The following is a 14,698-nucleotide window of genomic DNA, read 5'->3' as shown; positions in this document are numbered from 1 at the left end:
ACGCCGGTCCGGAAAATTGTCGGCCCCTCTCGCTAGTCTTCCCGCGACTACTTCCAACCCTCTACCAACGACGTCGGGACTGCTGTGGCTGACCGCCTCATCGTGCGTGGTGCACGTGAACACAACCTCAAGGACGTCTCGCTGGACCTTCCGCGAGACGCTCTGATCGTCTTCACCGGGCTGTCCGGCTCGGGCAAGTCAAGCCTGGCCTTCGACACGATCTTCGCCGAAGGTCAGCGCCGCTACGTCGAGTCGCTGTCGGCGTACGCGCGGCAGTTCCTCGGGCAGATGGACAAGCCCGACGTCGACTTCATCGAAGGACTCTCACCCGCGGTGTCGATCGACCAGAAGTCGACGAGCCGCAACCCCCGTTCCACCGTCGGCACGATCACCGAGGTGTACGACTACCTGCGCCTGCTGTGGGCGCGCATCGGCAAGCCGCACTGCCCGCAGTGCGGGCGGGCGATCGCGAGGCAGAGCCCCGAGCAGATCGTCGACCGGGTGATGGAGCTGCAGGAGGGCACCCGCTTCCAGGTGCTCGCCCCGGTGGTCCGCGGCCGCAAGGGCGAGTACGCCGAGCTGTTCAGCCAGCTCCAGGCCAAGGGGTTCGCCCGCGCCCGCGTCGACGGCACCGTGGTCCGCCTGGACGAGCCGCCGACGCTGAAGAAGCAGGAAAAGCACGACATCGAGGTGATCGTCGACCGTCTGGCGGTGAAGGAGGGCGCGGCCAGCCGGCTGACCGGCTCTGTGGAGACCGCCCTGGGCCTGTCGGGCGGGACGATCACCCTGGAGTTCGTCGACCTGCCCGAGGACGACCCCAACCGCGAGCGTTTCTACTCCGAGCACCTCTACTGCCCCTACGACGACCTGTCGTTCGAGGAGCTCGAGCCCCGCTCGTTCTCGTTCAACTCCCCCTTCGGCGCCTGTCCCGAGTGCACGGGCCTGGGCGTCCGGATGGAGGTCGACCCCGACCTGATCGTGCCCGACCCGGAGAGGCCGCTGGGCGAGGGCGCGCTCTCGCCGTGGGCCGGGGGCCACACCAGCGACTACTTCGAGCGCCTCGTCGAGGCGCTCGGCCTGACCATGGGGTTCGGCCTCGACACCCCGTGGGAGCGGCTCCCCAAGAAGGCGCAGAAGGCCCTGCTGTACGGCCACGACGAGCAGGTCCACGTCCGCTACAGCAACCGCTACGGCCGCCAGCGCTCCTACTACACCACCTTCGAGGGGGTCATCCCCTGGGTGCAGCGCCGCCACGGCGAGTCCGACAGCGACGGCATGCGCGAGAAGTACGAAGGCTACATGCGGGAGATCCCGTGCCCGGCCTGCAAGGGGGCGAGGCTCAAGCCGGTCTCGCTGGCCGTCACGGTCGACGGCCGCTCGATCGCCGACGTCTCGTCGATGTCGATCGGCGACTGCGCGACGTTCCTGGCGGGGCTGAAGCTCTCGGAGCGCGACATGCACATCGCCGAGCGGGTGGTCAAGGAGATCAACGCCCGGATGGGCTTCCTGCTCGACGTGGGCCTCGACTACCTCACCATGGACCGGGCCTCCGGCACCCTCGCCGGTGGCGAGGCACAGCGCATCCGGCTCGCCACCCAGATCGGCTCGGGACTGGTCGGGGTGCTGTACGTGCTGGACGAGCCCTCCATCGGCCTGCACCAGCGTGACAACCAGCGGCTGCTGGAGACCCTGATCAGGCTGCGCGACATGGGCAACACGCTCATCGTGGTCGAGCACGACGAGGACACCATCGCCGCCGCCGACTGGGTGGTCGACATCGGCCCCGGGGCGGGGGAGCACGGCGGCCAGGTCGTCGTCTCCGGCACCGTGGCCGACCTGCTCGCCTCGGAAGACTCGATGACCGGCGCCTATCTGTCGGGGCGCAGGACGATCGCGATCCCCGCCACCCGCCGCAAGCGCGACAGGAAGCGGCAGATCACCGTGAAGGGCGCCCGTGAGCACAACCTCAAGGGCGTCGACGTGGAGTTCCCGCTCGGGTTGTTGACCGCGGTCACCGGGGTCTCGGGTTCCGGCAAGTCCACCCTGGTCAACGACATCCTCTACAACGCGCTCGCCAAGGAGCTGAACGGCGCGCGCACCGTCCCCGGCCGCCACGCGCGGGTCAACGGGATGGATCTGGTCGACAAGGTCGTGCACGTCGACCAGTCGGCGATCGGCCGCACGCCCCGGTCCAACCCGGCGACCTACACCGGCGTCTTCGACAAGGTCCGCGACCTGTTCGCGCAGACCACAGAGGCCAAGGTCCGCGGCTACCAGAAGGGCCGTTTCAGCTTCAACGTCAAGGGCGGCCGGTGTGAGGCCTGCTCGGGAGACGGCACCCTCAAGATCGAGATGAACTTCCTGCCGGACGTCTACGTGCCCTGCGAGGTCTGCCACGGGGCGCGCTACAACCGGGAGACCCTGGAGGTCCACTACAAGGGCAAGACGATCTCCGAGGTGCTCGACATGCCGATCGAGGAGGCCCTGGACTTCTTCGACTCCATTCCGGCGATCAAGCGCTACCTCAAGACGCTCAACGACGTCGGCCTGGGATACGTCAGGCTCGGCCAGCCCGCCACGACCCTGTCCGGCGGTGAGGCCCAGCGCGTCAAGCTCGCCTCGGAGCTGCAGCGCCGCTCCACCGGCCGCACGATCTACGTGCTCGACGAGCCCACCACCGGCCTGCACTTCGAGGACATCCGCAGGCTGCTGGGCGTCCTGGGCAAGCTCGTCGACGGGGGCAACACGGTCATCGTCATCGAGCACAACCTCGACGTGATCAAGACCGCCGACTGGCTGATCGACATGGGGCCCGAAGGCGGCTCGCGGGGCGGTAGCGTGCTCGCCACCGGGACGCCCGAGGAGGTCGCCCTCGTCGACGAGAGCCACACCGGCCGCTTCCTGCGCAAGATCCTCGGCAGCTGAGGGCCGGATTCGGGACCGGGCTCCCCCGTCAATACCCTGGACGAGGGAGCCCGGTTCCGATCGGGGATGACATTGCGAGAAGGGCCGCGATGAGCATGCAGGAAACCTCCGCCATGCCCGCGCGCAGGCAGGTGATCGCCGCCGCGGGGGCCGTGGCGTGCGGTGCGGCGCTGGCGGGATGCGCGAGCGGGGAGTCCGCCGCCGCCATCGTGCCGCCGGGGATCAAGGGGAAGGTGATCGCACGGACCGCCGACATCCCGGTGGGCGGCGGCAAGGTGATCACCAAGTGGAAGATCGTCATCACCCAGCCGGCCTCGGGGGTGTTCAGGGCGTTCACGGCGAGCTGCCCGCACCGGGGGTGCGCGGTCGGCAGGATCGGGGACGGCGTCATCCGCTGCCCCTGTCACGGCAGCGAGTTCGCGGTCGACTCCGGAGAATGTCTCAAGGGCCCGGCGGAGGCGCCGCTGGTCCAGTACGCGCTGAAGGTCGAGGGCGACGGGATCATCGTGCTCTGACGGTTCGCGCCGACCTCTCCTCCGGGGAGGCGCGGATCCGCCGGGCCGGGCCTGGTTCGCCGGGGCCGAGGCCCGTGATGAGGGTTTGGCGAGGGTTCTCCGGTTAGTCCGTGAAGAGGGCCGAGGGAGTAATTCTTCACAGTCCCCTGACACGATGTGCGGCAAGCTGAACCGTCATCGGGGTGCGAGCCGTACCTGAAGATGATGATTCTGGAGGATATAGATGACTGAGACGACACGTCGTACGGTGATATTCAGCGCCGGCGGGGCCGGGATGGCCGCGGTGCTGACCGCGTGCGGAGGCTACGGGGAGCCGGCGGAGAGCGGCGGGGACACCTCCGCGACCTCCGCGTCGCAGGCGCCGGAGGCGGCCGAGACGAGCGCGGGCGCCGACTCGGGCGGCTCCGCGAACGCCCTGGCCAAGACCGCGGACATCCCCGAGGGAGGCGGCAAGATCTTCAAGGACCAGAAGATCGTGATCACCCAGCCGGCCGCGGGCGAGTTCAAGGCGTTCAGCTCCGTCTGCACCCACCAGGGGTGCGACGTCGACAAGATCGAGGGCGACACCATCGACTGCCCCTGCCACGGCAGCAAGTTCAAGATCACCGATGGTTCCGTGGCGAACGGCCCGGCCACCGACCCGCTGGAGGAGAAGGCGATCAAGGTGGACGGCGACTCCATCGTCCTCGCCTGATTCCTGACCGCCGCGAGCCCACCACCGGGGAACGTCCCGGCGGTGGCGGGCGTCTCACACGGCGGTTCTCGTACGGCCAGAAGCACCTGCAGGAGGCGACGGGCGTCGCATGAGGCCGTGGCCCGGTCCCGGGCGGGGACCGGGCCACGGCCCGTTCCGTCGATCCGCTCGGTGGGAGGCTGCGAGGCGGTCGACCCCGAGGCGGCGACGCGGGCGGTGAACCGGCCGCGGGCGGAAGGCTCGGCGCCGGTCGAGAGGAGGTCCGGGCAGGGACTGTGCGGGAGGTTCGGCGGAGGGGCGAGGGAATTCGGGCAGCGGGGTCGCGCGGAAAGCTCTAAGGAAACCTGTCGGTCCGGGCCGATAGGCTTTCCGTGTGGCGAGATCTGTGGGTGGTCAGGTGAGTTTCCGGCCGAAGCCGGGGTCCATCCCCGAGTCCCCCGGCGTCTACCGGTTCAAGGACGCGGAAGGCCGGGTCATCTATGTCGGCAAGGCCAAAAGCCTGCGCCAGCGGCTCAACTCCTACTTCGCCGACTTCGCGGGCCTGCATCCGCGCACCCAGACCATGCTCACCACCGCCGTGGACGTCGACTGGACGGTCGTCGGCACCGAGGTCGAGGCGCTCCAGCTCGAATACTCCTGGATCAAGGAGTACGACCCGCGGTTCAACGTCAAATACCGCGACGACAAGTCCTACCCCTACCTCGCGGTCACCATGGGGGAGGAGTTCCCCCGGGTCCAGGTGCTGCGCGGTGCCAAGCGCAAGGGCACCCGCTACTTCGGCCCCTACTCCCACGCCTGGGCGATCAGGGAGACCGTCGACCTGCTGCTGCGGGTCTTCCCGATCAGGAGCTGCTCGGGCGGGGTCTTCAAACGGGCGGCGCAGATCGGCCGCCCCTGCCTGCTCGGATACATCGACAAGTGCTCGGCCCCCTGCGTGAGCCGGGTCACGGCCGAGGAGCACCGGGCGCTGGCCGACGACTTCTGCGAGTTCATGGCGGGCAACACCGGCCGGTTCGTCAAGCGGCTGGAGCGCGAGATGCGCGAGGCCGCCGTCGAGCAGGAGTACGAGCGGGCCGCCAGGCTGCGCGACGACATCCAGGCGCTGCGGCAGGCGATGGAGAAGCAGGCCGTGGTCCTCGGAGACAACACCGACTGCGACGTGGTCGCCCTCGCGGAGGATCCGCTGGAGGCCGCCGTCCAGGTGTTCTACGTCCGCGGCGGGCGGATCAGGGGGCAGCGCGGCTGGGTGGTCGACAAGGTCGAGGAGGCCGCGCCGGGCGAGCTGGTCGAGCAGTTCCTGCTGCAGATGTACGGCGAGGCGGCCGCCGAGGCGTTGCCCAGGGAGGTGCTGGTCCCGGTCCTGCCCCCCGACGCCGCAGCGGTCACCGAGCTGCTCGGCGAGCACCGCGGGGCGCGGGTGGAGATCAGGGTCCCCCAGCGCGGCGACAAGAGATCGCTGATGGAGACCGTCGAGCGCAACGCCGTCGAGTCCCTGAAGCAGCACAAGCTGAGGCGGGCCAGCGATCTGACCGCGCGCAGCAGGGCGCTGCAGGAGGTCGCCGACGCCCTCGACCTGGACCAGGTGCCGCTCCGCATCGAGTGCTACGACGTCTCCCACATTCAGGGCACCGACGTGGTGGCCTCCATGGTGGTCTTCGAGGACGGCCTGGCACGCAAGAGCGAATACCGCAGGTTCTCCGTACGCTCCACCGAGGGCGATGTCGCCTCCATCCACGAGGTGATCTCCCGCCGGTTCAAGCGCTACCTGGAGGAGCGCTCGGCCACCGGGGAGCTCGACGCGGGCACCGGGGCCGATCCCGCAGGCCCCGCCGAGGAAGCGGCCGAGGGCGTAAGCGGAGGGCCGGGCACGGGCGATGGGCCGTCGGCCCGCACGTCACCGGGCATCGACCCGGAGACCGGCAAACCGCGCAAGTTCGCCTACCCGCCCAACCTCGTCGTCGTCGACGGAGGTCCCGCCCAGGCCGCGGCGGCCCGCAGGGCGCTCGACGAGCTGGGCGTGGACGACGTGGCGGTGTGCGGGCTGGCCAAGCGGCTGGAGGAGGTCTGGCTGCCCGGCGAGGACCTGCCGGTGATCCTCGCCCGCTCCAGCGAGGCCCTTTACCTGCTCCAGCGAGTACGCGACGAAGCCCACCGCTTCGCCATCACCTACCATCGATCCAAACGGTCGAAGAGTGTCAAGGAAAGCGCTCTGGACGAGGTTCCCGGTCTCGGCCCGGCCCGCAGGCAGGCGTTGATCAAGCATTTCGGATCGGTGAAGCGGCTGCGGGAGGCGACCGCGGCACAGATCTGCGAGGTTCCCGGGATCGGCCCCTCGACGGCCGAGACGATCGTGTCGGCCTTGAAGGGGCAGAACCCATGAGCGAAAGAGAGTCCGCGTTCGTCCTCGTCACCGGAATGTCGGGGGCGGGGCGGAGCACCGCCGCCAAGGCCCTGGAGGACCTGGGGTGGTTTGTCATCGACAACCTGCCGCCCGGGTTGCTGTTCGCCATGGCCGAGGAGGCGGGGCGGGTCAAGCTGGCCGCCGACAAGGTGGCCGCGGTGGTCGACGTGCGCAGCCTCGCCTTCACCAGCGACCTCAACAGCGCGATCGAGGAGCTGGAGGGGCGCGGCGTCGCCGTGCGCGTGGTGTTCCTGGAGGCGAGTGACGAGGAACTGGTCCGCAGGTTCGAGAACGTCCGCCGCCCGCACCCGCTGCAGGGGGACGGCCGCCTGGTCGACGGGATCGCCCGCGAACGCGGCATACTGCGCGAGGTGCGGGCGAACGCCGACCTGGTGATCGACACCTCCAACCTCAACGTCCACGAGCTCCGCGGGAAGATCGTCGCCTTCTTCGGCGGCGAGGACCGTCCAGGGCTGCGGGTCAACGTCGTCTCCTTCGGCTACAAGTACGGCCTGCCCGTCGACGCCGACCTGGTCGTTGACTGCCGGTTCCTGCCCAATCCCCACTGGGTCCCCGAACTCCGCCCGATGAACGGACTGGACGCTCCCGTACGGGAGTACGTTCTCAACCAAGCGGGTGCGAAGGAGCTCCTCGACGCCTACGAGGAGGTGTTCACCATCATCGCCTCCGGCTACACCCGCGAGGGCAAGAGCTATGCCACGCTCGCCGTTGGCTGCACCGGCGGCAAGCACCGCAGCGTCGCCATGGCCGAGCAGATCGGCGGGCGGCTGCGCGACAGGGGTGGCATGGAGGTGCAGGTGAGCCATCGGGATGTGGGCCGGGAGTGAATGAAGGTCTCAAGGTCGTCGCGCTGGGTGGGGGACACGGGCTGTACGCCTCGTTGTCGGCGCTGCGGAGGGTCACCTCCCGGCTGACGGCGGTGGTGACCGTCGCCGACGACGGGGGCTCCAGCGGCCGTCTTCGCCGTGAGCTCGGTGTGCTCCCCCCGGGGGATTTGAGGATGGCCCTGGCGGCCCTGTGCGGTGACGACGAGTGGGGGCGCACCTGGAGCGAGGTCGTCCAGCACCGCTTCCGCAGCGAGGGCGACCTGCACGGCCACGCGATCGGCAACCTGCTGATCGTGGCGCTGTGGGAGCGGCTCGGCGACACGGTGTCGGGCCTCGACTGGCTCGGGCGGCTGCTCGGCGCGCACGGGCGGGTGCTGCCGATGGCCTCGGTGCCGCTCGACATCGCCGCCGAGGTCGAGCTGGACGGCGAGGTGAGCACGGTGCGAGGTCAGGTGGCCTGCGCGCTCACGCCCGGCAGGGTCCGGGCCATCTCGCTGCTTCCTGAGGACCCGCCGGCGTGCCCCGAGGCCGTCCGTGCGGTCCTGGACGCCGACTGGGTGGTGTTCGGCCCCGGTTCCTGGTTCACCAGCGTGCTGCCGCACCTGAAGGTGCCCGAGCTGGCCGAGGCGCTGCACGCCACCCGCGCCCGTCGTCTGGTCGCGCTGAACCTCGCCCCGCAGGCGGGGGAGACCGACGGATTCTCCCCCCAGAAGCACCTGGAGGTGCTGCGCGAGCACGCGCCTTCCCTGGAGATCGACGTCGTCGTCGCCGACACCGGGGTGATCGACGACCGTGATGAGCTGGACAAGGCCGCGGCCGACCTCGGGGGGAGGCTGGTCCTCGCCTCCGTGGCGGACGAGGACGGCTCCCCGCGACACGATGCACAACGTCTTGCCTCCGTCCTGGACGAGATTTTCCGTGAGAAGCGTTGATCCTGGTCAGCGGTGCTCAGGAGTGCGAGAAACTTCTGTGAGCCCGATTTATCTCGGGTCGCAAGGGGTCTGTATGGGGGAGGACGAACACGCATGGCGATGACAGGTGTGGTCAAGGACGAGCTGAGCAGGCTGCCGATCCTGAAGCCTTGCTGCCGTAAGGCCGAGGTGTCGACGCTGCTGCGGTTCGCGAGCGGGTTGCACCTGGTGAGCGGCCGGATCGTGATCGAGGCCGAGCTTGACACCAACGTCACCGCTCGGCGGCTGATCAAGGACATCGGCGAGGTCTTCGGGCACAAGGCCGAGGTGCTCGTCCTGGCCCCGGCCGGGCTGCGCAAGGGCTCGCGCTACCTCGTGCGGGTCTACCGCGACGGGGAGGCGCTCGCCCGCCAGACCGGTCTGATCGACAACCACGGGCGCCCGGTCAGGGGCCTGCCCCGCCAGGTCGTCGCGGGGGCGACCTGTGACGCCGAGGCGGCCTGGCGGGGGGCGTTCCTGGCGCACGGCTCGCTGACCGAGCCGGGGCGTTCGATGTCGCTCGAGGTCACCTGCCCGGGGCCCGAGGCGGCGCTCGCGCTGGTCGGGTCCGCGCGGAGGTTGAAGATCCACGCCAAGGCGAGGGAGGTGCGCGGCGTCGACCGGGTGGTGGTCCGCGACGGCGACGCAATCGGCGCGCTGCTGACCAGGCTGGGCGCCCACGACAGCGTGCTCGCCTGGGAGGAGCGGCGGATGCGCCGCGAGGTCCGCGCGACGGCGAACCGGCTCGCCAACTTCGACGACGCCAACCTGCGCCGTTCGGCCCGTGCCGCGGTCGCGGCGGGGGCGAGGGTCCAGCGTGCCCTGGAGATCCTCGGGGAGGAGGCCCCCGAGCATCTGGTGATCGCCGGTCGCCTGAGGGTGGAGCACAAGCAGGCGTCCCTGGAGGAGCTGGGTCAGCTCGCCGACCCGCCCCTGACCAAGGACGCCATCGCCGGTCGTATCCGCCGCCTGCTGGCCATGGCCGACAAGCGGGCCCAGGACATCGGCGTTCCCAACACCGAGGCCAATCTCACCGTCGACATGCTGGCCCCTTAGGGCGTCGTCGGGATCGCACCACCGGCAGCGGTCGTTCGGCCGGATGGCCCGTGGCTCAGGGCTGCTTCCTGGGCTCGAAGTAGTTCGTGTGGTCGGCGGCCTCGTCCGGCTGCGAGACGGACGAGGCGGCGCGGGCGTCGTGGGCCTCCCGGGCCGCCTTGACGCGCCTGTTCACGAAGCTGAAGCCCGCGTAGGCGGCGACCACCCAGAACAGCAGCGAGATGGGGTCCTGGCGCAGGAGCTCGGGGAAGGCGTCGAGCACCCGGGCGAGGGCGGGGCCGTAGTCCTCGCCGGACACCTGCGCCCAGGCGATGGTGGATCCGACGATCTGGCCGAGCGCGGCGCCGGCGAGGGAGAAGAAGGCGGCGAGCGGCGGCAGCACCGGGCTGGTCGGCTTGACCGCGATCATGGCGAGGCCGACGAGGAGACCGACGCCGATGGCGGCGAAGCCGATCTCGTATCCGCTGAAGGCGATGAGCGCGCCGTAGGCCCCGGCGCCGACGGCGGTGCCCAGCAGGCCGGTGATAATGCCTGGTAGGAGGCCGTTCGCCAGGTGTGGGTCGTTATCTGTCACAGCAGATTCTCCTGGGGGTTGGGGTGTTTGTAGTGACGAGTCGGGCACTTTACTTGAATGGTGCGATACCTGTTCGTGGGTTAGCGAATAACGGGGCACCCCCTCAAGTGGTCTAGGCCAATTTGGGTCCGATAAGGTTCGTGGTTGAGGTTTCAGCCCGCATCAAGTCGCCGGATCCGAGAGACCGGCGCATCGACGTACGAGGAGATCGGCACCGTGACCATCCGCGTAGGCGTCAACGGATTTGGCCGCATCGGCCGCAACTTCTGGCGCGCGGTCGCTGCCAGCGGCAAGGACATCGAGATCGTGGCGGTCAACGACCTGACCGACAACGCCACGCTCGCGCACCTGCTGAAGTACGACAGCATCCTCGGCCGTCTGCCGTACGAGGTTAAGAGCACCGCCGACGAGATCATCGTCGACGGCAAGACCATCAAGGCGTTCGCCGAGCGCGACCCGGCCAAGCTGCCCTGGGGCGACCTGGGCGTGGACGTCGTCGTCGAGTCGACCGGCTTCTTCACCGACGCCAACAAGGCCCGCGTGCACGCCGAGAACGGCGCCAAGAAGGTCATCATCTCGGCTCCGGCCAAGAACGAGGACGTCACCGTCGTGATGGGCGTCAACCACGACAAGTACGACCCGGCGAACCACACGGTCATCTCCAACGCCTCCTGCACCACCAACTGCCTGGCGCCGATGGCCAAGGTCCTCAACGACACCTTCGGTATCGAGAAGGGTCTGATGACCACGATCCACGCCTACACGCAGGACCAGAACCTGCAGGACGCCCCGCACAGCGACCTGCGCCGCGCCCGCGCCGCCGCGATCAACATCGTGCCGACCTCGACCGGCGCCGCCAAGGCCATCGGCCTGGTGCTGCCCGACCTCAAGGGCAAGCTCGACGGCTACGCGCTGCGCGTGCCGATCCCCACGGGCTCGGCCACCGACCTCACCGTCGAGGTCGGCCGTGAGACCACCGTCGAGGAGGTCAACGCCGCGATCAAGGCCGCGGCCGAGGGCGAGCTCAAGGGCTACCTCAGCTACAACGAGGACCCGATCGTCTCCGCCGACATCGTGACCGACCCGGCGTCCTGCATCTTCGACGCGCCCCTCACCAAGGTGATCGGCAACCAGGTCAAGGTCGTCGGCTGGTACGACAACGAGTGGGGTTACTCCAACCGCCTCGCCGACCTCATCGAGCTGGTCGGCGCCGACCTCTGATGAAGGACATCTCCGAGTTCGACGTGGACGGTCGGCGCGTCCTGGTGCGCGCCGACCTCAACGTCCCCCTGGAGGGGGACGTCATCACCGACGACGGCCGCATCCGCGCCTCGGTGCCGACGATCAAGGAGCTCGCGGGCCGAGGGGCCCGCGTGGTCGTCGTCGCGCACCTGGGACGCCCCAAGGGCAAGCCGAACCCGGAATACTCCCTCGCCCCGGTCGCCAAGCGGCTGGGTGAGCTCCTGGGTGCCGACGTCGCCTTCGCGACCGACGTGGTCGGCGAGTCCGCCCAGGCCGTCGTGGAGGCCCTCCAGGACGGCCAGGTGGCCCTGCTGGAGAATCTGCGCTTCGAGGCGGGCGAGGAGTCCAAGGACGACGAGGAGCGGGCCGCCTTCGCCGCCAAGCTCGCCGCCTTCGCCGACGTCTACGTGGGCGACGGCTTCGGCGCGGTGCACCGCAAGCACGCCAGCGTCTACGACGTGCCCGGTCTGCTGCCGCACGCCGCGGGCCGGCTCGTCCTGGCCGAGGTCGAGGTGCTCAGGAAGCTGACCGACGAGACCGAACGGCCGTACGCCGTGGTGCTCGGCGGCGCCAAGGTCTCCGACAAGCTCGGCGTGATCGGCAACCTGCTCACCAAGGTCGACCGGCTCCTCATCGGCGGCGGCATGGCCTACACCTTCCTCAAGGCCCAGGGCTACGAGGTCGGCAGGTCACTGCTCCAGGAGGACCAGCTCGACAAGGTGCGGGGCTTCCTCGACGAGGCGCGCAAGCGCGAGGTCGAGATCGTCCTGCCGGTCGACGTGCTCGCGGCCGTGGAGTTCGCCGAGGACGCCGAGTACGAGGTGGTCGACGCCACCGCGATCCCGGCCGACCGCGAGGGGCTCGACATCGGCCCGCGCACCCGCGAGCTGTTCGCGGGCAAGCTGGCCGACGCCAGGACGGTGTTCTGGAACGGCCCGATGGGCGTCTTCGAGTTCGAGGCCTTCTCCGGGGGAACTCGCGCGGTCGCCGAGGCGTTGATCGCCTCTGAGGCCTTCACCGTCGTCGGTGGTGGAGACTCGGCCGCGGCCGTGCGCAGGCTCGGCCTGGCGGAGGACGGGTTCTCCCACATCTCCACCGGTGGCGGTGCCAGCCTCGAATACCTGGAGGGCAAGACCCTCCCCGGACTCGTGGCGCTGGAGCGGTAGAAAGTGAACGCACGCGACGAGCGGAGCGGCCGGTCGACGACCGACGCCGCCTGCCCAGTGAACAAGGAGTGGTGAGCGAACGATGAGCACACCTCGTAAGCCGCTCATGGCCGGCAACTGGAAGATGAACCTCAACCACCTTGAGGCCATCGCGCACACCCAGAAGCTCGCCTTCGCGCTGAACGACAAGGACTTCGACCGGGTCGAGGTGGCCGTGCTGCCGCCGTTCACCGACCTGCGCAGCGTGCAGACCCTGGTGGACGGCGACAAGCTGCGGATCGTCTACGGCGCGCAGGACCTGTCACAGCACGACGGCGGCGCCTACACCGGCGAGGTCTCCGGGGCGATGCTCTCCAAGATCGGCTGCACCTTCGTGCTCGCCGGTCACTCGGAGCGCCGCCAGTATCACCGCGAGGACGACGACGTCGTCAACGCCAAGGTGCAGGCGGCCTACCGCCACTCGCTCACCCCCATCCTGTGCGTGGGGGAGGGCCTGGAGGTGCGCAGGGCGGGCGACCAGGTGGCCCACAGCGTCGCGCAGCTCGACGGCGCGCTCCGCAAGGTGAGCGCCGAGCAGGTCGCCTCCATCGTGCTCGCCTACGAGCCGGTGTGGGCGATCGGCACCGGCGAGGTGGCCACCCCGGACGACGCGCAGGAGGTCTGCGGGGCACTCCGGGCGCGACTCGCCGAGCTGTACGACGCAGAAGTGGCCGCCGGTGTCCGTATCCTTTACGGTGGGTCGGTCAAGTCTGACAACATCGCGGGCATCATGGCGCAGCCTGATGTCGACGGTGCCCTGATCGGTGGCGCGAGCCTCGATCCCGGGGAGTTCGTCAAGATTTGCCGTTTTGGCGAATTGTCGAACTGACTGAGCCATTCGGTGGGTGCGACTTGACAGCACGTCATACCCTCTTAGAGCAGGTTTGAATCGTCACGCCATCGGCGTACACAAGGGTCGTGCCCGGACGCGGGTCACGCGCACATAGGGAACAGGTCAACGGTGACAATCGGAATCTCCATCGCCCTCATCCTGTCGAGCTTGCTGATGATGCTGCTCGTCCTGCTCCACAAGGGCAAGGGCGGTGGCCTCTCGGATCTGTTCGGTGGCGGTTTCTCGTCGTCGTTCGGAGGCTCCTCGGTGGTGGAGCGCAACCTCGACAGGCTCACCGTCATCACCGGTGTCGTCTGGTTCGTCTGCATCATCGCGCTGGGCCTGCTCCTGCGGCCCTGACCTGGCTTCGCGACAGGCGTGACAGTGGTTCAGTCCCCGCATCCCCAAGCGGCGGGGCCATCGAGCAAGGAGTTCATCCGTGGGTAGTGGCAACGCGATCCGTGGCAGCCGTGTCGGTGCCGGCCCGATGGGGGAGGCGGAGCGCGGCGAGGCGGCCCCCCGTGTGCGGGTGCCTTTCTGGTGCGCGAACATGCACGAGACGCGCCCCAGTTTCGCCAGCGACGCGGCCGTCCCCGAGTTCTGGGACTGCCCCCGGTGTGGTCTCCCCGCCGGTCAGGACGAGGCGAACCCGCCCGCCCCGCCGCGTAACGAGCCTTACAAGACGCACCTCGCGTACGTGAAGGAACGCCGCAGCGACAAGGATGGCGCGCAGATCCTCGCCGAGGCCCTGGAGCGGCTGCGCTCCTCCTCACGCCCGATCTACTAGCCGGTCCCTCGGGTCCCGGACCCTCGGGGACGGCTCGACGGCGAGTACGCGGAAAGACCTCCGCGGGTGGAATCCACCCGCGGAGGTCTTTCCGCGTTCCGGGGGTTTTCGCGATCGCCGGGAACCGCTTACCGGGCCGGCCCCGCGCCCTCTCGGCGAACTCCGGTGTCGTGGATGGTGAGGGATGTCCTGGGTAGGGGCTGAAAGATACCCCCGCATAGATGTGAGCAGGTGGGGGATCGACATCGCCCTGGAGGTGGTCCCATGAAGGAGCAGCCAGGTACACACGACCATCCGAAGAGCGCGCTGAACCTGCGGTTCGTTCTGGCGATCTTCGGCCTGGTGGTCTGCACGGTTCTGGCGGTGTTCGCGGCTCAGGGCGGATTCACCCTGCTCACCGTGGCCCTCGCCGTCCTGGCGGCCGTCGCGGTGGTGGACATCGTGGTGGTCGGGATCAGGATCGCCCGCAGGCGCCGACGCGGTGAGCGGCACACCCTGTTCGAATGAACCGTCCCCCTGGCCTTCCCGGCGGGCTCCCGTCTTCCTGGCGGGGTCCGTGGCAGAGGACGGATGCCCCGAAGACGACGGAAGCCCGGCCGGGGCCGGGCTTAGCGGGGGACGGCGCTCTCAACCCGGTCCCTGGCCGGGTTGAGCAGCCGTCGCGCTGAT

The 14,698-nt window shown here is 69.3% G+C and carries 14 protein-coding genes; 13 read left to right on the top strand and 1 reads right to left on the bottom strand.

What is annotated here, in order from left to right; all coding sequences use genetic code 11:
• The first annotated feature begins 84 nt into the window (after positions 1-84).
• From uvrA to whiA, 7 genes are all read left to right on the top strand, one after another.
• Positions 85-2,925: an excinuclease ABC subunit UvrA gene (gene uvrA, locus ACFY3V_RS21915; protein ID WP_362897378.1), complete on the top strand. Its 2,841-nt coding sequence runs from the start codon at positions 85-87 to the stop codon at positions 2,923-2,925.
• 89 nt (positions 2,926-3,014) lie between these two features.
• Positions 3,015-3,440, top strand: coding sequence for a Rieske (2Fe-2S) protein (locus tag ACFY3V_RS21910; RefSeq protein ID WP_350947790.1), 426 nt, complete (start codon positions 3,015-3,017; stop codon positions 3,438-3,440).
• A gap of 223 nt (positions 3,441-3,663) precedes the next feature.
• Positions 3,664-4,134, top strand: coding sequence for a Rieske (2Fe-2S) protein (locus ACFY3V_RS21905; protein WP_362897377.1), 471 nt, complete (start codon positions 3,664-3,666; stop codon positions 4,132-4,134).
• Between the two features lie 385 nt (positions 4,135-4,519).
• Positions 4,520-6,514, top strand: a complete 1,995-nt coding sequence (uvrC, locus tag ACFY3V_RS21900; RefSeq protein WP_389775751.1) for an excinuclease ABC subunit UvrC — start codon at positions 4,520-4,522, stop codon at positions 6,512-6,514.
• Entirely contained in the window at positions 6,511-7,383 is an 873-nt protein-coding gene (rapZ, locus tag ACFY3V_RS21895; RefSeq protein WP_350947788.1) for an RNase adapter RapZ, read from the top strand. The genes uvrC and rapZ overlap by 4 nt, the downstream gene beginning before the upstream one ends.
• Positions 7,380-8,315: a uridine diphosphate-N-acetylglucosamine-binding protein YvcK gene (gene yvcK / locus ACFY3V_RS21890; RefSeq protein WP_362897376.1), complete on the top strand. Its 936-nt coding sequence runs from the start codon at positions 7,380-7,382 to the stop codon at positions 8,313-8,315. Before rapZ ends, yvcK begins: the two co-directional genes overlap by 4 nt.
• Positions 8,316-8,408: 93 nt before the next feature.
• The gene (gene whiA, locus ACFY3V_RS21885) at positions 8,409-9,389 is read left to right on the top strand and encodes a DNA-binding protein WhiA (protein WP_350947786.1); all 981 of its coding nucleotides are present in this window, start codon (positions 8,409-8,411) and stop codon (positions 9,387-9,389) included.
• A 55-nt stretch (positions 9,390-9,444) separates the two neighbouring features.
• Here the strand turns inward: whiA and ACFY3V_RS21880 are convergent, their stop codons facing one another.
• A complete protein-coding gene (locus ACFY3V_RS21880; protein ID WP_362897375.1) occupies positions 9,445-9,963 on the bottom strand; it encodes a hypothetical protein in 519 nt (172 codons plus the stop codon).
• A gap of 216 nt (positions 9,964-10,179) precedes the next feature.
• Between ACFY3V_RS21880 and gap the strand changes: the two genes are divergently transcribed.
• The 6 genes from gap to ACFY3V_RS21850 all read left to right on the top strand — a co-directional run bounded on the left by gap (position 10,180) and on the right by ACFY3V_RS21850 (position 14,536).
• A complete protein-coding gene (gene gap, locus ACFY3V_RS21875) occupies positions 10,180-11,184 on the top strand; it encodes a type I glyceraldehyde-3-phosphate dehydrogenase (RefSeq protein WP_350947784.1) in 1,005 nt (334 codons plus the stop codon).
• Positions 11,184-12,371 carry a phosphoglycerate kinase gene (locus tag ACFY3V_RS21870; RefSeq protein WP_362897374.1) on the top strand — a complete coding sequence of 396 codons (1,188 nt, stop codon included), beginning with the start codon at positions 11,184-11,186 and terminating at the stop codon, positions 12,369-12,371. The genes gap and ACFY3V_RS21870 overlap by 1 nt, the downstream gene beginning before the upstream one ends.
• A gap of 82 nt (positions 12,372-12,453) precedes the next feature.
• Entirely contained in the window at positions 12,454-13,239 is a 786-nt protein-coding gene (gene tpiA / locus ACFY3V_RS21865) for a triose-phosphate isomerase (protein ID WP_362897373.1), read from the top strand.
• A gap of 132 nt (positions 13,240-13,371) precedes the next feature.
• Entirely contained in the window at positions 13,372-13,602 is a 231-nt protein-coding gene (gene secG, locus ACFY3V_RS21860) for a preprotein translocase subunit SecG (RefSeq protein ID WP_030905020.1), read from the top strand.
• 79 nt (positions 13,603-13,681) lie between these two features.
• Complete coding sequence (locus ACFY3V_RS21855) at positions 13,682-14,029, top strand: RNA polymerase-binding protein RbpA (protein ID WP_012892502.1); 348 nt, start codon at positions 13,682-13,684, stop codon at positions 14,027-14,029.
• 264 nt (positions 14,030-14,293) lie between these two features.
• Positions 14,294-14,536 carry a DUF6343 family protein gene (locus tag ACFY3V_RS21850; protein ID WP_389775696.1) on the top strand — a complete coding sequence of 81 codons (243 nt, stop codon included), beginning with the start codon at positions 14,294-14,296 and terminating at the stop codon, positions 14,534-14,536.
• The last annotated feature ends 162 nt before the right edge of the window (positions 14,537-14,698 follow it).

This window comes from Streptosporangium sp. NPDC000095 (assembly GCF_042899335.1).
Classification (GTDB): Bacteria; Actinomycetota; Actinomycetes; order Streptosporangiales; family Streptosporangiaceae; genus Streptosporangium.
The sequence above is the reverse complement of the archived record's forward strand: the minus strand, read 5'-3'. Positions and strand labels throughout refer to the sequence as shown.

Bases quoted from the DNA above. Each gene is read 5' to 3' on its own strand.
- rapZ (WP_350947788.1), top strand. From the start codon at position 6,511: ATGAGCGAAAGAGAGTCCGCGTTCGTCCTCGTCACCGGAATGTCGGGG.
- ACFY3V_RS21870 (WP_362897374.1), top strand. From the start codon at position 11,184: ATGAAGGACATCTCCGAGTTCGACGTGGACGGTCGGCGCGTCCTGGTG.
- ACFY3V_RS21910 (WP_350947790.1), top strand. From the start codon at position 3,015: ATGAGCATGCAGGAAACCTCCGCCATGCCCGCGCGCAGGCAGGTGATC.
- ACFY3V_RS21905 (WP_362897377.1), top strand. From the start codon at position 3,664: ATGACTGAGACGACACGTCGTACGGTGATATTCAGCGCCGGCGGGGCC.
- tpiA (WP_362897373.1), top strand. From the start codon at position 12,454: ATGAGCACACCTCGTAAGCCGCTCATGGCCGGCAACTGGAAGATGAAC.
- whiA (WP_350947786.1), top strand. From the start codon at position 8,409: ATGGCGATGACAGGTGTGGTCAAGGACGAGCTGAGCAGGCTGCCGATC.
- ACFY3V_RS21850 (WP_389775696.1), top strand. From the start codon at position 14,294: ATGAAGGAGCAGCCAGGTACACACGACCATCCGAAGAGCGCGCTGAAC.